The sequence below is a fragment of the Exiguobacterium sp. PFWT01 genome (assembly GCF_018255795.1).
Taxonomy (GTDB): Bacteria; Bacillota; Bacilli; order Exiguobacteriales; family Exiguobacteriaceae; genus Exiguobacterium.
Map to the genome: position 1 here is coordinate 1,902,633 of NZ_CP073755.1, position 26,231 is coordinate 1,928,863.

21 protein-coding genes, 1 other RNA gene, 1 pseudogene and 1 other annotated feature are annotated in these 26,231 nt (G+C 49.9%); of the genes and pseudogenes, 6 read left to right on the forward strand and 17 right to left on the reverse strand.

Going from position 1 to position 26,231, the window contains the following annotated elements:
- Positions 1–30: 30 nt before the first annotated feature.
- Complete coding sequence (locus KD909_RS09865; RefSeq protein WP_211781446.1) at positions 31–717, reverse strand: hypothetical protein; 687 nt, start codon at positions 715–717, stop codon at positions 31–33.
- Positions 718–832: 115 nt separating this feature from the next.
- Between KD909_RS09865 and KD909_RS09870 the strand changes: the two genes are divergently transcribed.
- Positions 833–1,381, forward strand: a complete 549-nt coding sequence (locus KD909_RS09870) for a VOC family protein (protein WP_211781447.1) — start codon at positions 833–835, stop codon at positions 1,379–1,381.
- A 647-nt stretch (positions 1,382–2,028) separates the two neighbouring features.
- Here KD909_RS09870 and KD909_RS09875 read toward each other — a convergent pair.
- Genes KD909_RS09875 through cymR form a run of 4 tightly spaced genes read right to left on the reverse strand, consistent with a single transcriptional unit; the run spans position 2,029 to position 5,382 of the window.
- On the reverse strand, positions 2,029–2,688 hold the full coding sequence (locus tag KD909_RS09875; protein ID WP_031421459.1) for a tetratricopeptide repeat protein: 660 nt from the start codon (positions 2,686–2,688) through the stop codon (positions 2,029–2,031).
- A 10-nt stretch (positions 2,689–2,698) separates the two neighbouring features.
- Positions 2,699–3,820: a tRNA 2-thiouridine(34) synthase MnmA gene (gene mnmA / locus KD909_RS09880; RefSeq protein ID WP_015881190.1), complete on the reverse strand. Its 1,122-nt coding sequence runs from the start codon at positions 3,818–3,820 to the stop codon at positions 2,699–2,701.
- Positions 3,821–4,957, reverse strand: coding sequence for a cysteine desulfurase family protein (locus tag KD909_RS09885; protein WP_015881189.1), 1,137 nt, complete (start codon positions 4,955–4,957; stop codon positions 3,821–3,823).
- Positions 4,958–4,974: 17 nt separating this feature from the next.
- Positions 4,975–5,382 carry a cysteine metabolism transcriptional regulator CymR gene (gene cymR / locus KD909_RS09890; RefSeq protein WP_147536788.1) on the reverse strand — a complete coding sequence of 136 codons (408 nt, stop codon included), beginning with the start codon at positions 5,380–5,382 and terminating at the stop codon, positions 4,975–4,977.
- A gap of 60 nt (positions 5,383–5,442) precedes the next feature.
- Here cymR and KD909_RS09895 point away from each other — a divergent pair, with 60 nt between their 5' ends.
- Positions 5,443–6,759, forward strand: a complete 1,317-nt coding sequence (locus KD909_RS09895) for a replication-associated recombination protein A (RefSeq protein ID WP_211781448.1) — start codon at positions 5,443–5,445, stop codon at positions 6,757–6,759.
- Positions 6,760–6,771: 12 nt separating this feature from the next.
- On the opposite strand, the gene KD909_RS09900 is transcribed toward KD909_RS09895, so the two are convergent.
- The 3 genes from KD909_RS09900 to KD909_RS09910 all read right to left on the reverse strand — a co-directional run bounded on the left by KD909_RS09900 (position 6,772) and on the right by KD909_RS09910 (position 9,111).
- A complete protein-coding gene (locus tag KD909_RS09900; RefSeq protein WP_015881186.1) occupies positions 6,772–7,539 on the reverse strand; it encodes a tRNA threonylcarbamoyladenosine dehydratase in 768 nt (255 codons plus the stop codon).
- A 96-nt stretch (positions 7,540–7,635) separates the two neighbouring features.
- Positions 7,636–7,822: non-coding RNA, 6S RNA (gene ssrS / locus KD909_RS09905), on the reverse strand.
- Between the two features lie 74 nt (positions 7,823–7,896).
- Entirely contained in the window at positions 7,897–9,111 is a 1,215-nt protein-coding gene (locus tag KD909_RS09910; RefSeq protein ID WP_211781449.1) for a DASH family cryptochrome, read from the reverse strand.
- A gap of 342 nt (positions 9,112–9,453) precedes the next feature.
- Here KD909_RS09910 and KD909_RS09915 point away from each other — a divergent pair, with 342 nt between their 5' ends.
- Positions 9,454–10,101, forward strand: coding sequence for a YczE/YyaS/YitT family protein (locus tag KD909_RS09915; protein ID WP_211781450.1), 648 nt, complete (start codon positions 9,454–9,456; stop codon positions 10,099–10,101).
- 25 nt (positions 10,102–10,126) lie between these two features.
- On the opposite strand, the gene KD909_RS09920 is transcribed toward KD909_RS09915, so the two are convergent.
- Entirely contained in the window at positions 10,127–11,167 is a 1,041-nt protein-coding gene (locus KD909_RS09920; protein WP_211781451.1) for an alcohol dehydrogenase family protein, read from the reverse strand.
- 101 nt (positions 11,168–11,268) lie between these two features.
- Positions 11,269–12,981, reverse strand: coding sequence for an ABC transporter ATP-binding protein (locus KD909_RS09925; protein WP_211781452.1), 1,713 nt, complete (start codon positions 12,979–12,981; stop codon positions 11,269–11,271).
- 119 nt (positions 12,982–13,100) lie between these two features.
- Between KD909_RS09925 and KD909_RS09930 the strand changes: the two genes are divergently transcribed.
- From KD909_RS09930 to KD909_RS09940, 3 genes are all read left to right on the forward strand, one after another.
- A complete protein-coding gene (locus KD909_RS09930) occupies positions 13,101–13,451 on the forward strand; it encodes an iron-sulfur cluster biosynthesis family protein (protein WP_211781453.1) in 351 nt (116 codons plus the stop codon).
- Positions 13,448–13,630, forward strand: coding sequence for a hypothetical protein (locus KD909_RS09935; RefSeq protein ID WP_211781454.1), 183 nt, complete (start codon positions 13,448–13,450; stop codon positions 13,628–13,630). The genes KD909_RS09930 and KD909_RS09935 overlap by 4 nt, the downstream gene beginning before the upstream one ends.
- A 362-nt stretch (positions 13,631–13,992) precedes the next feature.
- Entirely contained in the window at positions 13,993–14,844 is an 852-nt protein-coding gene (locus KD909_RS09940) for an alpha/beta fold hydrolase (RefSeq protein ID WP_211781455.1), read from the forward strand.
- A 38-nt stretch (positions 14,845–14,882) separates the two neighbouring features.
- On the opposite strand, the gene aspS is transcribed toward KD909_RS09940, so the two are convergent.
- From aspS to secD, 7 genes and pseudogenes are all read right to left on the reverse strand, one after another.
- Positions 14,883–16,655 carry an aspartate--tRNA ligase gene (gene aspS / locus KD909_RS09945; protein WP_211781456.1) on the reverse strand — a complete coding sequence of 591 codons (1,773 nt, stop codon included), beginning with the start codon at positions 16,653–16,655 and terminating at the stop codon, positions 14,883–14,885.
- Complete coding sequence (gene hisS / locus KD909_RS09950; protein ID WP_031421443.1) at positions 16,652–17,932, reverse strand: histidine--tRNA ligase; 1,281 nt, start codon at positions 17,930–17,932, stop codon at positions 16,652–16,654. The genes aspS and hisS overlap by 4 nt, the downstream gene beginning before the upstream one ends.
- Positions 17,933–17,975: 43 nt before the next feature.
- Positions 17,976–18,210 (reverse strand) — a binding site (T-box leader).
- A 38-nt stretch (positions 18,211–18,248) separates the two neighbouring features.
- Positions 18,249–18,692 (reverse strand): D-aminoacyl-tRNA deacylase, encoded by a 444-nt coding sequence (gene dtd, locus KD909_RS09955; protein ID WP_211781457.1) that lies wholly within the window; start codon positions 18,690–18,692, stop codon positions 18,249–18,251.
- A 16-nt stretch (positions 18,693–18,708) separates the two neighbouring features.
- On the reverse strand, positions 18,709–20,898 hold the full coding sequence (locus tag KD909_RS09960) for a RelA/SpoT family protein (RefSeq protein ID WP_211781458.1): 2,190 nt from the start codon (positions 20,896–20,898) through the stop codon (positions 18,709–18,711).
- Between the two features lie 188 nt (positions 20,899–21,086).
- A complete protein-coding gene (locus KD909_RS09965; protein WP_015881175.1) occupies positions 21,087–21,605 on the reverse strand; it encodes an adenine phosphoribosyltransferase in 519 nt (172 codons plus the stop codon).
- Position 21,606: 1 nt separating this feature from the next.
- Entirely contained in the window at positions 21,607–23,901 is a 2,295-nt protein-coding gene (recJ, locus tag KD909_RS09970) for a single-stranded-DNA-specific exonuclease RecJ (protein WP_211781459.1), read from the reverse strand.
- Positions 23,902–24,000: 99 nt separating this feature from the next.
- Positions 24,001–26,218 (reverse strand): annotated as a pseudogene (gene secD / locus KD909_RS15605) (protein translocase subunit SecD).
- Positions 26,219–26,231: the final 13 nt, after the last annotated feature.

Consider the following 26,231-nt stretch of genomic DNA (forward strand, 5'->3'; position numbering starts at 1 on the left):
AGCCCGAGATGAATCGATTGAACAAATGCCCTAGTCGAATAGACTCAAGATTTGCTCGATTCGGTCGAGATCGACGACCTCCAAAATACGTATCAACTGTTCGATATCGACCCGGTCCAAAATGCGCTCAACCTGATCCAGGTCCACCTCTTCAATTAAACGCTGGATCCTATCCAGGTCGCCAGACGCCTGATATGCCTCGAGTTTTGTGAAAAGCTCGGTCTTCTCGATGCGGATAGAGTCCTGAAGCACCCCCCTCGCCCCGAACAGGACGAGTCCGATGACCGCCAACTGAATCAACCAGTTCGTCACGACTTTCCAAAATGGGACGGTCTGATGGATGAATGGGATGAGCGGAATAAATGTTACTTGAAGGAGTAACATCCCGACTTGGAGATATACGTTCGGAATGAGGAATCCGAGTACTGCCAAAATCAATGGAACGACCCAACCAATACCGACATGTTCAGATGTATGTTGCCAAGACTTTTGCTCACTATATACATAGTGAACAGCCCATCCCACGACAAGGAGCGCTACGAATAAAAGGAAGATTAACGTTAAGAGTCCACGTGGTTCAACGACCACTTGATATAAGATCGTATTCGTCCATTTCCCGTCTGCTAATCGTTCATTTACCGATTCAAATAATTGATTCAACCAGACGTACTCGACAATGAAAAACAAAATGACACTGACCATGCTGAATTTTCGCAAGCCACTCGACCTCCTTCTATAGGTTGTCATTCCCCCACTTCAACACAGCTAGTCGCGTTTTTGATTTAAAGAAACGGGGAACTGTTCGAATGACACATTCAAGGAGGAGTCATCTATGGGCAAACGAATTCCAGTCAGCGGATTATGCGAACTCGTGTTAGAAGTGACAGACATGAACGAAGCCGTAGCCTTTTGGCATGAAAAATTAGGGCTTCCCGTCGTCGAACAATGGGTCGGGGACGATGCCGAACCGAGTGAATCACAAGAACAAGCGAACGAACCGTGGGCGACGTGGCTCTATATCGGCGGGAACACACGGTTAGGTCTTTGGTTGAAACGTAACTTTACGGAAGAAGAGGATGCGAACCGGAAACAAGACGTGACAGAATGGGACACGCTCTATGATGAAGGTGGTGTCCACGTCCACTGCGCGTTCTTCGTTCCGATGGAGTCGTTTGAACAGGCACTCGAAATGCTAGATGAGACCGACGTCCCTGTAAAACTTCGGACGTGGGACGAGGATGAGACGAAAAATGGGAAAGAACGCTCTGCGTACTTCAAAGACCCGAGCCATAACATCATCGAACTGTACACGAAAAATATGGACGAGGCGTACGGCGAGTTTGCCGGAGAACCCGTCAAAATCACAACGAAACAACTTTGATTTCGATCCCTAAAAAAGTGCCTTCGCTCTATTGCGATGGCACTCAGCTTGTTGACTAACATGAATCATAACGCTCGCCTGTCCGGCGCCCACGCTTTCCGCAGGCAATCCCGGAGCCGCATCGCGACCTAGGTCGCTGCTGGGTCTCCGTCGGATTGCTTTCCTGTCGGAGTCGGGGCGCCGTCGGGCGAGCAACGCAAACGGTCGTCATCTGGCGGCCGTTTGTCTTCTTCCAAGGCCACGACGGCCGAAGAAAAAGCTCGGTATTTACTTTGAATCGATGTTTTAGGGGAAAGGGAAGATAAACGCCGAGATCATCCTCCTCGGGCCGCTGTTCAACATCCGTTCCGTTCGTCAGACCGTGAAGGATGGATGGTGTCGACTTGTTGATCATCAGATCCGCCCCTGTGTGTTCTTCTCACACCATTATATGGGATGAAGGACAAAAGGTGACCAAGAACGGGCAGGCGAGACTCCCGAGGGAATAGCAAGCAAAGGGAGACCCAGCAGTGACGCAGTCGCGATGCGGCTCCCTGCTTGCCCCTAGGAAAGCGAGCCATGTCCGGATTGGGCATAAGACCTATACTTTGTCTACAGCCTGAAAGTGCCATCGCTCTATTGCGATGGCACTTTCGTCTTCATACGTTTCAGTTTCCAAGCAATGCATCCATCTTCGCAATGGCGTCACGTGCAAGTTCGTGATCCGGTTGCATCTCTAAGACGCGTTGCAACTCAGCATACGTCCGTTCCTGGTCACCCAAGAACGCATACGCGATCGCCAAGTTATAACGGGCATCCGTATGGCTCGCATCGAGGTCGAGCGTCTCCTCTAACGCGACGACCGCCTCTTCGAGCTGCTCACTTTGCGCGAGGGCAAGTCCGTACTGGAACGTGATTTCTACGTCTTCCGGCGATTGCTTCTTCGCTTCACGCAAGCGTGGCATCGCGCGAACGAAGTCACCCATCGCCTTGTACGTCAAGCCGAGCATGAAGTGAAGATCGGCATCGTCCATCCCTGAAAGGAGCGCTTGGCGAAGCGACGCCTCCGCTGACTCTAATTGCTCAAGTTCATAGGCAAGGGCGCCTTTCGCATAGTGCGCGGCACCGAACGAGCCATCGAGTTCAATCGCTTTGTCATAGAAGATGACGGCACGATCATAATCGTTGATCGCCTGAAGCAACGTCCCCATGTTGACGAAACCAGTCGGGTCTGTCGGGTTCGCTTCAATGGCCTCATTGAAGTGTTTGGCTGCCTGTTCGAATTCACCTTGCTGCATCGCTTGGATGCCTTGTTCGTTTGCGTTCATATCAATCACCTCATCCGATATAGTCGAGTCGTTTGCCGTTGCGGTACGCTTCGTCAATCGTTGCCCCACCGAGACAGACGTCGCCGTCATAGAAGACGACCGCTTGTCCTGGCGTGATGGCACGTTGTGGCTCGTCAAACTTGACGAGGACTTCGCCATTTTCGAGTGGAGCGACCGTGACCGGCACATCTTGTTGGCGATAACGGAACTTCGCCGTCGCCCGGAACTCTCCTGTAGGAGCGGCTCCCGTCCATGACAGTTTCGAAGCGAGCAGCGCATCTGAATAGAGCGCGTCGTGATGGAAGCCTTGTCCGACGAACAACACATTGTTCTCGACATCTTTCCCGACGACGAACCAAGGATCACCGTCGCCACCGATTCCGAGACCGTGACGCTGTCCGAGCGTATAATACATCAACCCGTCGTGACGTCCTTTGACGACACCGTCGAGCGTCCGCATTTCACCTGGCTGTGACGGAAGGTATTCCGACAAGAACTCTTTAAAGTTCCGCTCACCGATAAAGCAGATTCCCGTCGAATCTTTTTTCTTCGCTGTCGCGAGTCCTGCTTCTTCGGCAATCGCACGTACATCTTTCTTGTCCATATGACCGATCGGGAACATCGTCCGCGCGAGCTGGTCTTGAGACAATTGGTTCAAGAAATACGTTTGGTCTTTGTTGTCGTCTTTTCCTCGTAACAGACGGTGCTCGCCATCAACATATTTCACTTGCGCATAGTGTCCAGTCGCGACAAAATCGGCACCGAGTCGAAGCGCATGGTCAAGGAACGCCTTGAATTTGATTTCCTTGTTACACATGACGTCCGGGTTCGGTGTCCGACCGAGACGGTACTCCGCTAAGAAATATTCAAAGACGCGGTCCCAATATTCCTTTTCAAAGTTGACCGCGTAATACGGAATCCCGATTTGGTTCGCCACGGCGATGACGTCTTCATAGTCCTCTGTCGCCGTACACACACCGTTCTCGTCCGTATCGTCCCAGTTTTTCATAAAAATCCCGATGACGTTATACCCTTGCTCTTTTAACACATGGGCCGTCACCGATGAATCGACGCCACCTGACATGCCGACGACGACCGTCGTCTCTTCAGGGGCTTTCGTGCGTAAATTCATCTATCTCACTCCGTTCATAAATGTCGAGACGACTTCTTGTAGTCGCTCCGCGAGCCGTTTCGCGTCCTCGACCGAGTTACCGTGGCCAAAACTGATTCGAACAGACTGACGCGTCCGCTCTGAATCCCCGTACATCGCCGACAATACGTGGGACGGTTCGACCGACCCTGCCGTGCAGGCACTTCCGCTTGAAATCGCCATGCCCCGCATATCCATCATGATGAGGAAGGGTTCAAGGTCAATTCCAGGAAGGTATAAGTTCACGATGTGAGGTAAACGATTTGACCCGTTCACCTCATAAGACACGCCTAATTCGTCCAGGCGCTGACGCAGTGCCAGATCGAGCGATTCATAGAGAGTCACTCGGGTCTCACGCTCTGCCATGACGAGTTCAGCTGCTTTTTGAAATCCGACGGCACCCGGAACATTTTCCGTGCCGGCTCGACGTTTACGTTCTTGTTGTCCACCAAAAGAACGTGACGCTAATTTTACACCTGTTTTCATGAAAAGAAAACCGATACCTTTCGGCCCATTCACTTTATGTGCGGACGCCGACAATAAATCGACATGAATCGCCTTCACATCAATTTCTTCTGTACCGAGTGCTTGTACCGCATCGGTATGGAAGAGAGCCTGGTGATCTTGTAACAACTCCCCGATTTCGTGAATCGGCTGGCGCGTCCCGACTTCGTTGTTGCCATACATGATCGATACAAGAATCGTGTCATCTCGTAAGGCTGAACGAACGGCGTCGACAGTGACGGCTCCCGAAGCATCGACATCGAGATATGTGACGTCGAAGCCCTCACGCTCGAGCTGTTCCATCGCATGAAGCACGGCGTGGTGCTCGACTTTTGTCGTAATGATATGTTTGCCTTTTTCCTGATGGGCATATGCCGCACCGAACAAGGCATAGTTATCCGATTCCGTCCCACCTGACGTGAAGACAATCTCGTTCGGTGAAGCACCAATCCACTTCGCGAGGACGCGACGTGACGAATCGAGCGCCGCCCGAGCGTTACGTCCAATTCCGTGGATGCTCGACGCGTTCCCATACGTCTCTAAAAAGTACGGTGTCATCGCTTCGAGGACTTCCGGTCGCATCGGTGTCGTCGCAGCGTGATCAAAATAGTTCATCTAAGGTCACCTCGTTCTTAAATATAAAACATGTAGCCGTCTGACTCTTCTTCAGCGAGGTCCGCGAGTGTCGTTTCATCAAGGACGGTATCAATCGCTTCTTTGATTTTATCCCAAAGCTTTCGTTTCACCGCATCATCTGCTTCAGATTCTTCGACGATGGCTAAAGGTCCCTCGAGCAAGCGAATGATTTCACCTGCTGTCACTTCTTCTGCCGGTTTGACGAGTTGGTAGCCACCGTACGCACCCCGTACACTCTTGACGAGTCCCCCGTTGCGGAGTGGACCAATCAATTGCTCCAAATAATGCTCCGGCAACTCATGGCGTGCGGCAATCTTCTTTAAACTGAGCGGCTTGTTATCTGTCTCACGCGCTAATGCAATCATAATCGTTAAGCCATAGCGGCCCTTTGTAGATATTTTCATCTTCAAGTCTCCTTCTGTTATACTAATCGAACAAACGTTTGTCGAAAGGAATGGTTACGTATGCCTGATTTGTTTCATCAATCGAATGGCGGACCGCTCGCGAACCGCATGCGCCCCGAAACGTTAGATGACGTGATCGGACAGCGCCATATCATCGGCGAGGGCAAGCTGCTTCGCCGTGCCATCGAAGCCGACCGACTCGGTACGATTATCTTATATGGTCCACCGGGCACCGGGAAGACGACACTCGCCCGTGTCATTTCGAATTACACGAAAGCGACATTCGTCCAATTGAACGCCGTCACAGCCAAACTTGATGAATTGCGGAACGTCATTCGTGAAGCGGAGTCCCGGTTTGATTATGAAAACGAGCGCACGATTCTCTTTTTAGATGAGATTCACCGGTTCAATAAGCTTCAGCAGGATGCGCTCCTCCCTGCCCTTGAGTCCGGAAAGCTCGTCCTCATCGGAGCGACGACCGAAAACCCAAGCTTTGAAGTGAACGCCGCCCTCTTGTCACGAGCGACCGTATTTCGACTTGAGCCACCAGGTGCCGAGGAGTTACGTACCGTCCTTGAGCGAGCGCTACGCGACTCACGTGGTCTCGGAAATTATCCCGTCCAGATGGATGAAGCTGCTGCAGACCATTATATCAAAATGGCGGATGGTGACTACCGTGTCCTATTGAACGCACTCGAACTTGCCGTCTTGACAACGCCTGAGGTGGACGGAGAGATTCATATCACACTCGAGGTCGCGGAAGAGTCGATTCAACAGAAGTCGATTAAATACGATAAGACGGGTGATCGACATTATGACGTCATCTCGGCTTTCATCAAATCGATCCGTGGGTCTGACCCGGATGCGGCGCTCTACTGGTTAGCCGTCATGATCGAGGCTGGCGAATCGCCACGCTTCATCATGCGTCGCCTTTACGTCCATGCCGCCGAAGATATCGGAATGAGCGATCCGAACGCGCTACTCATCGTCGATGCGGCGGCTCGTGCGAGCGAATATATCGGTTTCCCGGAAGCCCGCATCCCGATTGCCGAGGCCGTTCTCTATTTGGCGACCGCACCGAAATCGAACGCGGTCATCACCGCGATTGACAAGGCGCTCCATCACGTCCGGACAGTCGAGGGTGGGCCTGTACCCGTACACCTGCGTGACGCCCATAGTCCAGGAGCACGTGAACTCGGAAACGGGGTCGGATACAAATACCCACATGACGAAAAAGACGGGTTCGTCCCTCAAAACTACTGGCCAGAGAATTTGGCTAGAAAACGACCAAATTACTATAAACCGACGCCACGTGGATTTGAGCAACAAATTCAAAAGCGGCTCGACTATTGGGAAAAACGACGCGACTCGAAATGAGCCCGCGTCGTTTTATTTTTGGATGCGATTGATTTCGACGCCCGCTTTTTCAAGCAAGTCGTTGATGACATAACCGGCAGCGACAAGCCCTGCAACCGATGGAACGAACGCGTTCGAGCTCGGTGGCATCTTCGCTTTGCGGATTGGCGCGTCTTTCTTCCCGACGACTTCGTTCACGTCTTCGCGTGTCACGATGGGAGACTCATCTGAGAAGACGACTGGGACGCCTTTGTAGATTTTTTCTTTACGTAGACGGGTACGGACCATCTTCGCGATTGGATCGTATGACGTATCTTTAATGTCGACGACTTTAATACGTGTCGGGTCCATTTTGTTCGCCATCCCCATACTCGAGATGACCGGGATGCCGCGACGCTTACATTCTACGATTAAATGAATCTTATAAATGATCGTGTCTGATGCATCGATGACGTAGTCGATCTTTTGAGCAAAGAACTCTTCGTATGTCTCTTCTGTATAAAACATTTTCAATTGGACGAGGTCTAAGTCCGGGTTGATGTCGAGGAGACGCTTGCCCATCGCTTCGACTTTCGGTTGACCGACCGTCGACAACAGTGCATGGATTTGACGGTTGACGTTTGTGATGTCGATGTCGTCTTTATCGACAAGGACGATGCGTCCGACACCGCTACGTGCAAGTGCCTCTGCCGCGAACGAGCCGACGCCACCGATGCCTAAAATTGCGACCGTTTTATTCTTTAAAGCATCAAGGCCTTCAGAGCCGATGGCCAATTCATTTCGTGAAAACTGGTGTAACATATTTCTTCCTCCAACTAATCCTATTTTCTCATACTATTTTACTCGGAATTATATTCAAAAAAAAGACGTCTCGCGACGTATTTACAAAAAAAATCGATGGGGCCCGGAGTGCCGTGACGATGCCTTGCTTTTGAACCTGCGTATGCAGGTGGGTGACCTAGCGTTTCCTTCACAAGTCCTCCTGCACGTGATGAGGCAGTTGATCCGGTTAGCAGTTCGGTCTCCCGTATTCAAAGTGTTGGCTCAAAATAACGAAGGCGGCTCTCGTACACCTCAGGTATCCCATCTGTTGATTTAACTATAGCGCTTCTGTAAAAAGAAGTCAATGAGAAACGCCGACTTCTCGTGACAGTTTGGTCACAACCATTTGTTACGAAACGCACGGTCCGGGTCATACGTGAACTGTTGACGCTCGATGTTGAAACGGCGGTCCCTTGAGTCGTTTCCGACACCCGCTTGGTACGCCCAATTCCCCCAATTACTCGCCACGTCGTAATCGATCAATTTTGATTCAAAGTAGGAAGCCCCGTAGCGCCAGTCTTGTTTCAACTCCTTTGCGAAATAGTTAGCCACGATTTGTCTTCCCCGATTGGACATCCATCCCGTCGCATTCAGTTCGCGCATGAACGCATCGACGAAATCGACACCCGTCTCTCCCTTTCGCCATTTTTCAATGACATCCGCCTCGACTCGCCAGTCTTTCCGTTTCGACCGGATGCCTTGTGATCGAAATAATTTTTTCCCTTGCTCGAGTGCGACCCATTGAAAGAACTCACGCCATAATAGTTCAAAGTACAGCCAGTACGTTGATTCATTTACCCCATGCGTTCGTTCATGTGCCTCGAGTTCAAAGAATACCCGTCGAGGTGATAACGAGCCGTTCGCTAAATAAGAAGATAGCTTCGTCGAGTCATCGACACCAAAACCATTTCTCGTTTCTTTGTACGTTCGAATCGGCACGGACAAATAGTCATTCAATCGACGTTTCGCAGCCAATTCGCCACCTTTGAATGGAAAGGCCGTCCTCGGGTCTTGCTTTACTTCTTGAATCGAAAATGGGAACGTCACCTCGCGTGTGGCAGCTGTCGCCTTACGGGAAATCAGTTCTCGGGGGCGTACATCATATTCGACCGCTTTTCGAAACTCCGTGAAGAGAAATGGCATCTTCTCGAACGGGATATCCCCCTCTTCAAATAACGTGAATCCACCGAACGTCTCGTACTCCCCTTTCCATTTTTTGATCACTTCATTTTCACGTCGGCGCTCATTGTACCCGACTGCCCGCTGAAACAAGAGACGGTCGGCCGGGTCGAGCGTCTCGAGCGGATGACCAACATGAACAAAAAATGGGATCCCGAGTGCGTCTAACGAACCTGCCACATCTTCTAGCGACTCCTTCAGGAAATGAAGTCGCTCCTTCCCAAGTGGAATGACGCCATAACGATTTTCAACGAACTGATTCGGACTGATAAAAAAATGACCTTCGATCGGATCGTCATGGCGAAGTGCCTCTTCAAGCGGTAAATGATCATCAATACGTAAATCATTTTGGTACCATATGATTGTTTTCATCATTAGACCTCCTCCACCCTATAGTATGATGGGTTATAATCTTTGTCATGAAGATGGAATGTGCTCGAGATATGTTTTCAAAATCAAATTATGTGGAATATATTCTTCTAGAAGAGAAAGGGGTGCAACATAATGGCTAAGAAAGGCAAAATGGGAACATTGATTAAAATCGCGACGGCGGTCGCACCGTTCGTCTACGATTACTATAAAAAGAACAAAGCAAAGAAATCACCGAAGAAATGAACCCAGCGTCTCAGCCAATAAGCTGAGGCGTTTTTTTCATGTTTTTCAATCGCCTATGCTAAGATAAATCAATCATTCTATTGAAACGAGGCGATGTTCATGCACGTCCGATCCATCCATCTTTTACGCATTCTCTTCAAATGGGGTCTTTTCATGACCGGGTTGTTCTTACTCGCGCTCGGTTCATCCATCATGATCACGGCAAATCTCGGGGTTTCCACGTGGGACGTCCTTCATATCGGTATCGCTCACCATCTTCCGATTTCAATCGGGACAGTCATCTTATGCGTGGGACTTCTACTCGTCCTATTCAAATACATACTCGACCGAATCCGGCCTCAATTTGGCACGCTCGTCAACGCGGTTTTCGTTGGGGTGTTCATGAACGTGATATTAAATGAGCAATGGCTCCCGACATTCGATGGCTTATTTGTAAATGTCGTTTGGCTCACATTCGGCATATTTGTGATGGGCATGGGAGCTGGTCTCTATGTCGCCGTCGGGTACGGTGCCGGTCCACGCGATGGATTGACGCTTGCCTTAGCAGACCGTTTCCAAACGTCCGTCCGTGCCATGAGGACTTGGATGGAACTGACCGCTTGTCTCATCGGTTGGGCACTCGGCGGGCCACTTTTCTTCGGTACCGTCTTATCGATTTTCCTCATCGGTCCATTCTTCCAGTTTTGGCTAGAACGGTTCCGCCTGTTCATCGCCTATGTCGATCGTCTCAAAGTAAAATTCGCATGAAAAAGAGAGGAGATCTCCTCTCTTTTTATGTGTTCGGAATGAGCACAATCTTTCCGAACTTACCCGATTGTTTAAAATACGCCTGTGCCTCACGTGCCTCTTCAAGCGGGAACGTCCGGTCAATGACCGGTTTTAGCTTCCCTTCGGCGATCGAGCGCAACATCTCCGCGAATTCATATCGTGTCCCGAGAACAGACCCGTACATCGTGATATGTTTCAAGTACAGCGTCCGGAAGTCGAGATGGGTCGTCTGTCCTCCCGCCGAACCAGAGATACAGAACTTCCCTCCCTTTTTCAAGATGTTTAGAGATACATCAAATAGCGCATCTCCCACGACATCAAGGACCGCGTCGACCGGGCCACCGTTCGCAGCGATGATATCATCGGCGAGCGTCTCAGAACGGTAGGAAAACACTTCGGTCGCCCCAAGCGCTTTTAACTCTTGCTCGTTTTTCAAATCACCGACGATAGCGAACACATTCGCCCCGAATACGTTCGCCGCAATTTGGATGTTGAGTGAGCCGACCCCGCCACTTGCCCCAGTGACGACAATCGTCTCACCGGAACGGATGTGTAACTGCTCGTTCATATGCCAAGCCGTGAGACCACTTACGGAAAAGACTGCACTCTCGACGAAATCATCAAGCGGCATGTCAAAACAAAGGTCAGCCGGCCATGATACATACTCCGCGTAGCCCCCGTCATACTCTGATCCAATAAAGGACATATCGTCCGACAAGTGTTCCTTCCGTTCAGGTCCGCTCGAGGTGAACGGGAATAAGACGACGTGTCGACCCATCATCCCTTGGTCGACCCCATATCCGAGCTCGACGACTTCACCAGTGATGTCTGAACCGGGAATGCGTGGGAACTGGACGCCTTCCGGGCGCCATCCTGACTTCTCCCGAGCTCCATAAGCCCCTTCTCGCATCCATATTTCCGTATTGTTAATCGCGCAGGCGCGTACCTTGATCAGCACTTCTCCTGCTTTCGGAGACGGTTTCGGGATATCAACCACTTGGAGTTGGTCAACGTCCCCATATCCTACGACTTGTACAGCTTTCATGGTATTTTGCCTCCTCCGCTTTCGTTCATCCATAAGTATTTACCCACGAAATGCTGTTATCACGCCAAAAAAGGGCCGCCCTTTATCAGGCAGCCCTCGATTTATAGTTGTTGACGTTGTAACAGGTTCGTGAAGACGCCACCTTTTTGACTGAGTTCTTCGTGCGTTCCATCTTCTACGATTCCTTCTGCCGTCACGACAAGAATCCGGTCGGCATTCCTTACAGTCGCTAAACGGTGCGCGATGATGAGCGTCGTTCGATTTGCTGCCAGTTCATTTAATGAATCCTGAATGATGGCCTCGGTCTCCGTATCGAGCGCCGAGGTCGCCTCATCGAGTATTAAAATCGGCGGATTTTTCAAAAACATACGCGCAATGGCGATGCGTTGTTTCTGACCTCCGGAGAGTTTTAGTCCACGCTCTCCGATTTGTGTATCAAGACCGTGCTCGAGCTCTTCGACGAGCGTGCCGAGATGTGCTTTTTCCACCGCATGCATGATCTCTGCATCGGTCGCATCCAGTTTCCCGTAAGCAATGTTCTCCCGTAGCGTACCCGCAAATAAGAAGACATCTTGTTGCACAATTCCGATTTGACGACGTAAACTCTCTTTCGTCATGTTCCGGATATCCATGCCGTCAATCGAGATGGCACCCTTTGTGACGTCATAAAAACGCGGAATGAGTGAACAGATGGTTGTCTTCCCTGCCCCGCTCGTCCCGACTAAGGCAACAGTCGTCCCTGCCTCGATCGACAAGTCAATATCTGTCAACACTTGGCGGTAGTCTGAATAGCCGAATGAGACGTCATCGAAGACGATATCGCCTGTCAACGTCTCGACCTCGGTCGCATCCGCTCGGTTCTCAATGTCCGGCTCTTCATCAAGCAACTGCGTGAATCGTTTGAACCCTGCCATCCCTTTCGGATACATTTCTAAAAGCGCCGTGATCTTTTCAATCGGCTTGATGAGTAAATTCATGTACAAGATGAATCCCACGAGTTGTCCGTACGATAGCTGACCCTCGTACGTTAAGTACGCCCCGTACACAAGGACGAGCAACGTCATAAGACGCGTCGTGATATAAATACCTGCGAGCGACGTACTCATGACGCGATACGCTTCAATCTTCGAGCCGCGATAGAAGTTGTTGTCTTTTTGAAAACGTCCGATCTCGAACGCCTCGTTCGTAAACGATTGGACGACGCGTGCCCCAGACACACTGTCCTCGACGCGTGCGTTCACTTCCCCGATATTCGTGTACATCTTTTGCCACGCCTTGTTCATGTTCTTATTCGCATACGTGATCATGATGATGAGGAACGGTACTGCGACAACGGTGACGAGTGCGAGTTCAGGGTCGATCGAGAACATGATCCCGAACGCACCGAGTAACGTCATGATGGCGATAAAGAAGTCTTCCGGCCCATGGTGCGCCACTTCCCCGATATCGAACAAGTCGTTCGTGACCCGGCTCATCAAATGTCCGGTCTTATGATTGTCAAAGAAGCGGAATGACTGTTTATGGATATGCGTGAACAACTCTTCTCGCATGTCCGTCTCGATGTTGATGCCGAGCTTATGTCCCCAGTAGTTGACGACGTACTGCATCATCATGGCCAATATGTATAGAATCAACAGGCCGATGCTGACGATGATAATCCAGTTCCATTCCCCACCCGGCAACAAGTCGTCGATGAACCATTGAACGGCAAGCGGAAATCCAAGTTCAAGCAGTCCGACGAGAATTGCGAATAAAAAATCGAGTAGGAATAACTTTTTATGTGGTCGATAATAACTAAAAAAACGTGAAATCATTCTCTCTTCCCCCTTCTCATCATTAAGTGTACGCTTTTTTCCGAAAGGTGGAAAACAGGATGCATCCCTTTTTCATTCTTTTTTCAAACGGCGTATAATAAAAGTAAGGAGTGATACACATGCATGTACACATTACAGAACGCGCCCTCGAACGAATCGAGTCATTGAAAGGCGAACGCGAGGGACAAATGCACCTCTTTTACGAGACAGAAGGTTGTGGCTGTGGGAACAGTGGAATCTTTGAGATCCGATACGTCACGGAGACGACACCGGAAGACGTCGAGATCGACTCGAACCTTGGACCAATCTTAATCAAAAACTGGACGAAAGTGTTTTTAGACGAACAAATGAAAATCGACTTCCTTGAAGACCGTCGTACGCTCGTCTTGAAGAGTGACGGGCAAGTGTTCAATTCGAATCTTCTCGTCACAGACGGCACAGGTTGTCAGTTGAACGTTCCGAGCCGATGAAACAGACGCTGAAACAACATCCGAGACTGCTCATTCTCTTCTTCTTGAGTTTCGGTCTTGGACTGTTCGGAATCTATCTGGCGTTCATTGATTCGGTATACACGATGTCCGCCGTCATCGCCTCGCTCTTTGCCTTCGGGTTTGCGTTGCAGCGAACAGGTAAAGAAATGGAAAAATAGGGATATAAGGTATTTATACTCATTCCGTATGGTACAATTTTGAAAAGGAGGTTGTATCATGTGGTTCAAAAAGAAGTTTCTTAACTATCCCACCGCAATCTGGGGTGTATTCATTACTGGACTTTGGGTATGGTTTAGCATCCGCTTTCAAGAAAACTTATCCGCTTTTTTCATAAACTTTACGTATATTGGTTTTGGTCTTGCTGTCTTTCTTTTCATAGCGGTAGTTATAGAATCGAGTAAATCGAAATCTGATGCGAGTCATATAAATGATAGGTAATTAGTTTAATCAACAATGATGAGAAGGTGTTGTACTGTTCGTTCGACCCTTCTTTTTCTATATACTTAAAGAGGATTTGAAATTGAAACGCTACATGATTCATTGTCAAAACATCGACGTCCGTGTTACTGAATGGGGCGAACGCAATAAACCCGTCATCTTTTGTTTGCACGGTCTCGGCAGTACCGCTCTCAGTTTCATCGAAGTCGCGGATAAACTGAAAGATGACTATTTTATCCTCGCCATCGATGCACCGGGCCATGGTATGTCCCAATCTTTTCAAGATGACCATACATACGATTTCCCACAATTTTGTGAGTGGCTGAATGAATTACTCGATATGCTCAATGTGAATCGTTTTTATTTCCTTTCTCATTCTTGGGGATCGTTCATTCACCTTTACTATTTGATTGAATATGGCACACGTGTCGACGGTTCAATCTTGATTGATGGTGGCTATCAAAGTAAGCGACTTCGTGGAGATTCTCCTGAAAGCGAAGCTGCATTTTATGAAAAGGACTTCGAAGGATATTGTGAGTCATGGAATGAATTTGAGACGATTGCGGTATACGATGGTATTTCAAGACGTTCATCGCTTTTAGACTTGGCCACTCAAGACCTAGCTCTACATAAAAATAACCGCTACTATTGGCACGCTAGAGGAAGAACAGGTGCAGCGATTATCAAGTCGATGTATCGTGACGAAATTTTAGAGTTTTTGCCCCGTGTCCAAACAAACTTAATCACTCTATTGCGGGCAACACTTCCAGCAGAAGATGAGCCGTTTAAAGTCGATGCGTCAAATCAGTTAGCCAAATTGACTGGTGCCCTGATAAAGGCCATTCCATCTACTTCGCACATGCTTCATTGGGACAACCCAGACCGAGTCGTTCAAGAAGTTAAAGAAAACTGGATCACATCTGTTCCCTTGTAAAAAAGGAGATTCGCCGCGGCGAATCTCCTTTTGAATACTTATTTTTTCTCTTTTATTGCCGTACGAATCGATAACTCTTCGAGTTGCGCGTCCGCGACAGGGCTCGGTGCTTGCGTCAAGAGACAGCTTGCCGAAGCCGTTTTCGGGAAGGCAATCGTGTCACGAAGGTTTGAACGACCCGCAAGAATCATGACGAGACGGTCGAGACCGAGTGCGATTCCCGCGTGTGGTGGTGTACCATATTCGAACGCTTCGAGTAAGAAGCCGAACTGTTCAACTGCTTCTTCTTGCGTGAAGCCAAGCAATTTGAACATGCGCTCTTGGATGTCACGCTCATAAATACGTTGTGAACCGCCACCGAGTTCGTAACCGTTCAAGACGAGGTCATACGCTACCGCGCGTACACTTGCCGGATCTGTTTCGAGCAGGTGAAGGTCTTCACGGTTTGGCATCGTGAACGGGTGGTGGTTCGCATAGAAGCGACCGTCTTCTTCTTCAAACGTCACGAGTGGGAAGTCTGTCACCCATAGGAAGTTGAACTTCGACTCGTCGATGAGACCAAGTTCGTGGCCGAGTTTGACGCGGAGTGCGCCAAGGCTGTCTGCGACGACAGTTGGTTTTGATGCGACGAAGAGGAGAAGGTCACCTGCTTCTGCATTCGTTGCTTCGATCAACTTCTGCGCGTACGTCTCGTCGAAGAACTTCGCGATTGGACCGTTCAAGCCTTCCGCTGTCACTTTGAGCCATGCGAGACCTTTCGCACCGTAGACTGCTGTGAATTCTTGAAGCTTATCAATGTCTTTACGTGAGAAGTTGTCCGCCTCACCTTTGACGTTGATCGCTTTGACTTGTCCGTTTGATTCGAGTGCGGCGTCGAAGACCTTGAATCCAGCACCTTTCACAGCGTCAGCCACATCGATGAGTTCGAGGCCAAAACGCGTATCCGGTTTGTCTGAACCGAAACGACGCATCGCTTCCGCGTGTGTCATGCGCTCGAACTTCGCTGGTGTGTCCGTACGACCGAGCGTCGATTCCATGACTTGTCCCATCATCGATTCCATCATCGCCATCAAGTCTTCGATGTCCATGAAGCTCGTCTCGATGTCGACTTGCGTGAATTCAGGTTGACGGTCTGCACGAAGGTCCTCGTCACGGAAGCAGCGCGCGATTTGGAAGTAACGGTCAAATCCTGCGACCATGAGCAACTGTTTGAAGAGCTGTGGTGATTGCGGGAGTGCATAGAACTCACCACCGTGGACACGGCTCGGGACGAGATAGTCACGTGCGCCTTCTGGTGTCGACTTCGTCAAAATCGGCGTTTCGACTTCAAGGAACTCTTGCTCCGTCAAGAAGTTACGAATCGTGTTCGACGTTTTCGAGCGGAGACGGAACGTCTCTTGAAGCGCTGGACGACGAAGGTCGAGGTAACGGTATTTGAGGCGAAGGTCTTCTGAGACGTTTTCTGCCTCGTCACCGATTGGGATTGGTGTCATCTTCGCCGCGTTCAAGATGTTAATCTCGGACGCGATGACTTCGATGTTTCCTGTCAGCATGTTCGGGTTCTTGTTCTCACGCTCGAGTACCGTTCCCTTCACGTCGAGGACAAACTCGCTACGAATCGTCTCCGCGAGTTGGTGGACTGCTTCGTTCTCCGGGCGTACGACGACTTGGACGATTCCTGTGCGGTCACGAAGGTCGATAAAGATGAGTCCTCCGAGATCACGACGTTTTTGTACCCATCCTTTTAATTGTACTTCTTGGCCGATGAGTGACTCTGTCACGCGGCCGTTCATATGTGTGCGTCCGATCATTGTCCTGCTCCTTCCGATAGTTCACGAATTTTGTCTGCGACGGCCGAGAGTGGCACGTCGACTTGTTCACCAGTCGTCATATCTTTCAAGGCGGCTGCCCCGCGCTCGACTTCGTCATCCCCTAAGATGACTGTAAACTTGGCTTTCAGGCGGTCCGCCTGTTTAAATTGTCCTTTGAACTTGCGTCCTTGGTAATCACGGTCTGCCTTGAACCCTTCCATACGGAGGAGTTGCAAGAGGCGTGTCGCCGTCAATTCGACTTCCTTCTCGCCTTGCGCGACGATGAAGACATCAAGTCCGGTCTCGAGTTCAGGTAAGACTCCTTCATTCTCCAATGCGAGGATGAGGCGCTCCAACCCGATCCCGAAACCGATTCCCGGCATGTCCGGTCCACCGATATCTTGTACGAGACCGTTATAGCGTCCGCCCCCACAAAGTGTCGTGATGGCTCCGAATCCTTCTGCCTCGGACATGATTTCAAACGCCGTGTGTGTATAGTAATCGAGTCCACGAACGAGTGTCGGGTCGACTTCATACGTGACACCGAGTGCGTCAAGTTGTGCGAGCACTTGGTCGAAATATGCTTTCGACTCTTCGTTCAAATATTCAAGGATTGACGGTGCCGTCTTCATCGACGGGTGATCACGGTCGACCTTGCAATCCAAGATGCGAAGCGGATTCTTATACAGGCGTGACTGACAGTCTTGGCAAAGTTCACCTGCCACCGGCTCGAAGTGACGGATGAGCGCATCGCGGTGGGCGTTGCGGCTTTCCGCGTCCCCAAGCGAGTTGACGACGACTTTGATTTTCTGAAGCCCGAACGACTTGTAAATCGAGTAGGCGAGGCTGATGACCTCAGCGTCAACGGCCGGGTCACTACTGCCGATCGCTTCGACACCGTATTGGTGAAGCTGACGGAAGCGACCTTTTTGTGGACGCTCATAACGGAACATCGGTCCCATGTAGTAGAGCTTCGTCGGTTGGTCCGGATTTCCGAACAGTTTGTTCGTCACGAACGCACGAACGACAGATGCCGTTCCTTCTGGGCGAAGGGTGTACTCGTCTTTCCCTTTCTTCACGAGCGTGAACATCTCTTTTTGGACGATGTCCGTCGTTTCCCCGACACTGCGTGTGAACAGGTTCGTTGTTTCAAAGATTGGTGTGCGGATCTCTTTATAGTTATAACGGGCGCTCATGTCGCGAAGCTTTTCCTCGACATATTGCCACGTCTCGACCGTGCCCGGAAGCAGGTCTTGTGTACCGCGTGGTGCTTTCATCATCACATTTCCCTCCTTAAAAATACAAAAAGGCCCTCGTCCGCAAAGGGACGAGAGCCTGTGTAAGTTTCCCGTGGTACCACCCTCGTTGCAGAGCCATTGCTTGAAACTCTGCCACTCGAAATCGGTTAACGCCCGATGAGACGGCTCCCCCTACTCGTTTTCAAGGGAGCACCTCCAAAGTGTCGTTCGGGTCATCATCCAGTCGATGCTTTCAGCCAAGGCATCGCTCTCTTTGCTGGTGGGTTGACCGTACTCTTCTTTATCGTAGGTGTTTGACTATATGCTTCATGATGCCGAATCAAGCCGGCATCTGTCAAGCGTTTTTTTCGAGCATGAGTGTGACCGGTCCGTCATTGACGAGTGCGACGTCCATCATCGCACCGAAGCGTCCCGTCTCGACGACGAGCCCGTTCGCCCGGAGTCGCTCATTGAATTTTTCATAGAGCGTTTCGGCCATGTCCGGTTTGGCGGCCTTTGTGAAAGCAGGTCGCCGTCCTTTCATCGTGTCTCCATATAAAGTGAACTGAGAGACCGACAAAATTTGACCGGACACGTCTTGAATCGATAAGTTCATCTTTTCTTGATCGTCCTCGAAGACACGGAGACCGGTCACCTTGTCGGCGAGCCAGTTCACTTCCTCTTCTGTATCTTCATGTGTCACACCGACGAGTAGCAAGTATCCGGCGTTGATTGCCCCGACGACTTCTTCCTCGACTGTGACCGATGCTTCTTTCACTCGTTGCAATAATACACGCACGTTCCTCTTCCTTTCGTCACGTCATCATGACTCGGCTGACCGAATACACGTCTGAGATTTGTTTGATACGCTCGACGACTTTCTGCAAGTGATTCACGTTCGGAATCGAGATCGTCATCGAGATGCGGGCCTGTTTGTTTTGGTCGCCCCGACCACTGACGGCCACGATATTCGTATTCGTCGCCGATACCGCCTGTAGGACGTCGTTCAAGAGACCAGAACGATCATATCCCGTGATCTCGATATCGACGTTATAGTTCTTCTCTTTCGCCTGTCCGACTTCCCATTCGACGTCAAGAAGACGCTCCGGATGTTGTTCGTTGACGATGTTCAAGCAGTCTTTTCGGTGAATCGAGACACCGCGTCCACGTGTGATGTATCCGACGATTTCATCTCCCGGGACCGGGTTACAGCAACGACTCATGCGCACGAGCATGTTGTCAATCCCTTTGACTGTCACGCCCGCTTCTGTCGTTTTCTTCTTCGGCGCCTGACTGACTTTCAATTCACTGATTGCTTCAGAAAGTTCGAGTTTCGGTTCTTTCCGCTGCTTCTCCGTCAATTTATGTGCGACTTGAGCGGCCGTGATGCCTTGATAGCCAACAGCGGCATACATCTCTTCCTCGTTTCCGAAGTTGAACTTCTCGACGACGATACTGAGTGCCGGCTCATCGATAATCTCTTTCGGTTCAAAACCGAGTTTCTTGATTTCTGCCTCGACGAGATCTTTCCCTTTCTCGACGTTCTCTTCACGCTGTTGACGTTTGAACCATTGACGAATCTTGTTCTTCGCCTGACTCGAAACCGCGAGTTTCAACCAGTCTTTACTCGGTCCATAACTGTGCTTCGACGTGATGATTTCAATGATGTCACCCGTCTCAAGTTTATAGTCGAGTGGCACCATCCGTCCGTTCACTTTTGCACCGGTCATGCGATGGCCAATCTCCGTATGAATCCGGTAGGCGTAGTCGATCGGGACAGAGCCTTTCGGCAATTCGAATACGTCCCCTTTCGGTGTGAAGACGTAGAGCATATCGCTAAAGAAATCGACTTTGAGCGACTCCATGAATTCTTCGGCATCGGTCGTATCTTTTTGAAGCTCAAGAATCTCGCGAAGGTGTGCGATCTTCTCGTCGAATCCGTTCGTCGAGACGTTTTTCCCTTCTTTATACGCCCAGTGTGCCGCAATCCCGAACTCAGCGATGAAATGCATGTCTTTCGTCCGAATTTGGACTTCAAGCGGCTCACCTTTCGGTCCAATTACTGTCGTATGGAGCGACTGATACATGTTCGGTTTCGGCATGGCGATATAATCTTTGAAGCGTCCCGGCATCGGCTTGTATTGCGTATGGATGATCCCGAGCACGGCATAACAATCACGAATCGAATCGACGATAATGCGGACCGCCATCAAATCGTAAATTTCATTGAACTCTTTTTTATGCTTCACCATCTTGTTATAGATGGAATAGATGTGCTTTGGTCGACCGTTCACGTCGGCATCGATATGCACTTCTTCAAGAACCCCGTTCACTTCCGTGATGACAGAGGTGACGAGCGCTTCCCGTTCCGTCCGTTTTTGTTTCATCATCGAGACGATCTTGTAGTATTGCTGCGGGTTGATATAACGTAATGAAATATCTTCGAGCTCCCACTTGATCGTCGAGATCCCCATCCGGTGTGCGAGCGGAGCAAAGATTTCGAGCGTCTCTTCTGCCTTTTGAACTTGCTTTTCTTTCGGCATATGCTGAAGCGTCCGCATATTGTGGAGCCGGTCCGCAAGTTTGATCAAAATCACGCGCACGTCTTCTGCCATGGCGATAATCATCTTCCGATGGTTCTCGGCGAGTTCTTCTTTTTTCGATTTATATTTAATCTTCCCAAGTTTCGTGACGCCATCGACAAGCATGGCCACGTCCGGACCAAAATCGTCCGTCAATTGCTGTAACGAAATATCCGTATCTTCGACAACATCATGCAAGAGCGCTCCAATAATCGTCGTGGCATCTAAGCCGATATCAACGAGAATGCCGGCCACTTGGACCGGATGGAGGATATAGGGCTCGCCCGAACGTCGGAACTGACCGGTATGATGAAGTTTTGCGTATTCGTAAGCGCGTTTCACTTCGGCTATATCGTCGTCACCCATATACTCCCCGAGCGCGTCGAGAAGATCCTCAATACTTACGATTTGTTTTTTGGTCATAACATTCGACACCCTTTTTCTAACCGCTCCAATCGCCTCGGATTCGTCGCAGCATGGTAGTAGTTTGTATTCAAGATTCTGTGATTTTTATAACCATTATCGAAAAAATCTGACGACCTGTCAAAGGTTGTAGGTTATTTTCCTTAAAAACTATTCAAAAACGGGAAGCATGTCGCTTCCCGTTCAAATTAGTCTTCGTAGCGGATGAGGGAGAACACGTCGTATCCTTCGAGACGCTCACGTCCACCAAGTCCATCGAGTTCGATTAAGAACCCGATTCCCGCCACAACTCCACCGAGTTGTTCAATCATTTTAATCGTCGCTTCAATCGTACCACCTGTTGCGAGCAAGTCATCCAAGATGACGACTTGTTGTCCAGGTTGGATTGAATCTTTGTGCATCGTTAAGATGTCTGTTCCGTACTCGAGACCGTATGATACACGTACTGTCTCACGTGGTAACTTTCCTTCTTTACGTACAGGTACGAACCCGAGTTCAAGTGCATATGCTGCCGGGCAACCGACGACAAATCCGCGCGCTTCCGGTCCAGCGATCAACTCGGCTCCACGTTCACGTGCATAAGCGACGAGCTCATCTACCGATTTCTTGTAGACTTCGCCATTTTGCATGAGTGACGTGATGTCTTTGAAGCTGATTCCTTCCTTCGGGTAATCTGCTACTTCTTTAATATGCTGTTTGAAATCCATTTTATGTGTATGCCTCCTGCATCTTGTTCGATCGCAACGATTGTAACCGCTCTTTGAGCTCCGCCAATGACGCGTATACGAAACGCTCTTCGAGTTGTTGGCGCCCAATCCGGCGTTGATAGCACGGCGCCTCGGTCAAATCGCGTTTCGGTGCTTCTGGATTGACTCCAGGCAGTCCGTCTTCCATTGTAACAAGAAATTCGAGTTCAGAAAATACTTGATGCATAAATTGAATCGTATTTTTTGACCATTTTCGCTCTTTTGACAGACGAATCAGGTTTTCACGAAGATTTTTCCGTTCGCATGTCGCCATATGGACATAATACGTTCGGAAATCCTCGCGAGACGGAAGACGTTCAAAGAACGAGTCTCCTTGACCGAATGCACAATAAATGCGTTCGACCCCTTCATGAAGTTTCTCTGCGAGTACCTCTTCATCATCAGGAAGATCGAGCAGGACGACGAAACGGTTGAGCGGTTCATCTCCTTCATGGAGTGGAAAATCTTCGTTCGTCCCTTGGAAAGATAAAAATGACGTCTGTTCTTTCGGCAAATCTTTCAACTCTTGCATCGATTTTTTCTTCCCACGATAGTCAAACACCTGGAAGTCATCGACGCGTAAGTCTTGTATCATGAGCTGAGGCTTGCGCATCCCATTCCATTCGTTCACTTGAAGACTCCCCATCACCGAGATATGAGCCATCTTTGAAATCTCTGAAACAACGTGTCCGAATCCAAATCCGATGCCATCGAGCTCACGCTTGTCTCCTGCGAGCTGTACTTTCAAATGGGTGGCGTCACGTCCGATTTGGCGAATATCACGCAGTTTCGCATCTGCGACGACGACGCGAGGGGATGGATTCCCCATACCAAATGGCGCGAGCTTTCCAATCTCTGAGATCAAGTCGAGCGAAACGTCGTTAACGGAGAGTTTCAAGTCGACGTTGACTCGTGGTACAAACACGTCATCCGGGATGGACTCCGCCTGACGGTTCAGTCGCTCTCGTAGTTCGGCGACATGTTCCGACTGAAGGGTCATCCCAGCCGCAGCTGGATGTCCGCCAAAGTGTGGCAAAATATCTTCATTCTTCGAAAGTTCCTTGAAGAGGTCAAATCCATCGATGGAGCGACCCGATCCTTTCGCCTTACCCGTCTCAGGGTCGTGGCAAAGGAGGATGACTGGACGATAGTACGCTTCGACGAGACGAGATGCGACAATCCCGACAACGCCAGGATTCCACTTCTCACTCGCCACGACGAGTACACGGTCCTCGGTCATCGACGCTTCAACGAGTTCTTTCGCTTCAGCAGCAATCGTCTTGACGATGTCTTGACGTTCTTTGTTTTGCTTATCGAGCTGTTTCGCGAGCTCGAGCGCTTCCTCCACATGTTCGGCTAGGAGCATTTGAAGTGCCGGCATCGCCGAATCGAGTCGACCCGCGGCATTGATGCGTGGACCGAACGCGAAACCGACTGATTCTTCGTTCAACACGCTGTCACCGAGACCACACACTTCACGTAACGCTAAAATACCTGGACGTTTTGAAGCCTCGAGCGCAGCAATCCCCTTCTTCGCGAGCAACCGATTCTCTCCGTCGAGTGGGACGAGGTCGGCAATCGTTCCGAGGACGGCCAAATCAAGGAGTTCTTCCGGCATTCTCCCTAAAACGGCGTGCGCCACTTTGAGAGCGACTCCCGCACCAGCGAGTTTATCGTATGGATATCCCGGGTCGATATGTGGATGAATGATTGCATAGGCGTCCGGCAATGTCTCTTTTGGCTCGTGGTGGTCCGTGATGATCAAATCGACGCCAAGGTCTTTTAAGAGTGTGGCTTCTTCAATCCCGGAAATTCCACAGTCCACCGTGATGACCAAAGTGAATCCCTCGTTCGCCGCCCATTGAAACGCTTCTTTGTTCGGTCCATATCCTTCAGTGAAACGGTTTGGGATATAACACTCGGCCATGACACCGATTTCGGTCAACGCATGCCACATGACAGATGAGGCACTGACCCCGTCGACATCATAGTCACCATAGATGAGCACCATTTCCCCATCGTCTGCTGCCTGTTTGATGCGGGTGACGACTTTCTCCATCTGTTCAAACAAATACGGGTCATGAAAGACGAGTTCATCCTCGGCATACAAGAATGCCTTGGCCGCTTCTACGTCTTGATGACCACGCTGAACGAGCAACGTCGCCAGTTGTGCTGATATATTTAATTCGTTTTGTAAACGCGTGACATCGGCCGGATTCGTTTCCGGATAGAGCCACTGTTTCTTCGAATGGTACATGTCCTTCACTCCAATCAATTGTAGATTATAGCAGACCACGTGAAAGATGTGCCGTCTTGACATTTGAAAAGGTCTCCCGATTGAAGGGAGACCCACTTGTTACGCCTCTGTGACCGGCGTATCTTTTTTCTTGTTGATTGTCGTTCGCTTGATGAGGAGCCATAAATACGATGCAATAAAGATCGAAGAATACATCCCCATGAAAAGTCCGACGATGAGTGCGAGCGAGAAGCTACGAATCGACTCTGCCCCAAACGCATACAAGGCGATGGCTGTAACGAGTACTGTGATGACCGTATTCACGGACCGAACGATTGTCTCTTGAATCGACTTGTTGATGATCGACTCATAGACGTCCATCGACTTGATTTTTCGTTCTTTCTCATACGAAATGATATTCTCACGGACCCGGTCGAACGTTACGATCGTATCGTTGACTGAGTAACCGATGATGGTCAAGACCGCGGCGATGAAGTACAAGTTGACCTCGATTCCAAAGAGCGAGAACGCGACGATCATGAAGAAGGCATCGTGTAACATTGCAATAACGGTTGCAAGTGCATATGAGAATTGGAAACGCACCGTGATGTAGAGAATAATCCCGATCGAAGCGACGGCTACCGCATACAAAGCATTTTTCGCCAAGTCACGACCAACTTGAGCCGAGACGGTGCTGATATTCGGGTCGTTCCCGAACTGTTCGGTGAACGCCGTCTTGACGTTCGCGACTTCCTCTTGCCCTAATTGACCGACGAACGTCACGTATGCCAAGCGACCTTCATTTGCATATTGGACGCTTGAAATCTCTTGGTCAACTCCGGCATCGTTAAACGCTTTCGTGAATTCTTCTTGCGATACACGTTCTTCCGTTAATATCTCCACACGTGTCCCTGAAGCGAAATCGATTCCGAGATTCAACCCACGGAAGAACAAGAGACCAATTCCGAGAACGACGATTGCCGTCGAAACCAAGAACATCGTGCGCATATGTTTCACGTAATTCCATTCAGTAAGCTTAAAGTTCACGGATTTCACTCTCCTTCACACCAAACCATCCTTTGCGTTTGTCGAACAGACGACTTGAGACAAGGAGGTGCATCAAATAACGTGAGATGAATACGTTCGAGATGAACGTCATCCCGATTGAGATCATGAGCATGACGGCGAACCCTTTGACCGAGCTTTGTCCGAAATAGAACAAGACCGCAGCCGAGATGAGCGTCGTCAAGTTGGCATCGATGATCGTACTGAGGGAACGACGGTTACCTGCACGGAATGCCGATAAGACCGATTTTCCAGAGCGGAGCTCGTCTTTGATTCGTTCCGCGGTAATGATGTTCGCATCGACTGCCATACCGACCCCGAGGACGAGTGCCGCAATCCCTGGGAGCGTCAAGACCGCATTGATTCCGTTGAAGAACAACATGATCAAGTTGATGTACAGAACAAGCGTGATGATCGACACGAGTCCTGGGAGACGATAGAAGAACAACATGAAGAGGAATACAGCGATGATTCCGATTGTTGCGGCAAATACCGTTTCTTCTAAAGCATCTTGACCGAACTGGGCCGATACAGATGTCGAGTAAATCTCATCAAGTTTGACCGGGAGCGCCCCTGCGTTCAAGATGTCCGCAAGGCGTTGACCGCTTTCCGCGTCAATTCCACCACCTGAGATGATGGCTTTATCCGATAAGATCGGGCTCGTTACCGAAGCATCTGACACAATCTTCGAGTTCTCTTTTTGAACTTCTTCCTCATATGTGTCGCCCTCTTCATAGTCGAGCCAAATGACCAGACGGTTCTCAGGAGCTGGAAGTTGTGCAATCTCGGATGTCACTTCACCAAACTTGTCAGCCGATTGAAGCGTCAACTCAACGACCGGTTGTCCTTGTTGGTTGTAGCTGAGCGCTGCCCCACGCGGCGCCAAGTCTTTCCCATCGAGCAAGACGTTGTCGTTCACGTCACGGAATGTCAATTGTGCCGTAGACGAGAGAACTTCGCGCGCTTCGTTTTGGTTCGATACGCCCGCGAGCTGGACACGGATGCGATTGTTTTCTTCGATTCGAACGTCCGGTTCAGAAACTCCGAGGACGTTGATTCGGTTATTGATGGCGCGAACGGTTGCATTCATCGCCGACTCGTCGATGACGTCGCCGTCTTCGAGCGGTTGTACTTCATACAAAACTTCGAATCCACCTTTTAAGTCGAGTCCGAGGTTCGTGTTCTTGACGACCCATGGTGTCGTGAACACTGCGAGCAGGATTGTCGCAATCATGATGATTGCAAAAATCGCAATGTTGCCTTTTTTGTACATACGACTATTTCCT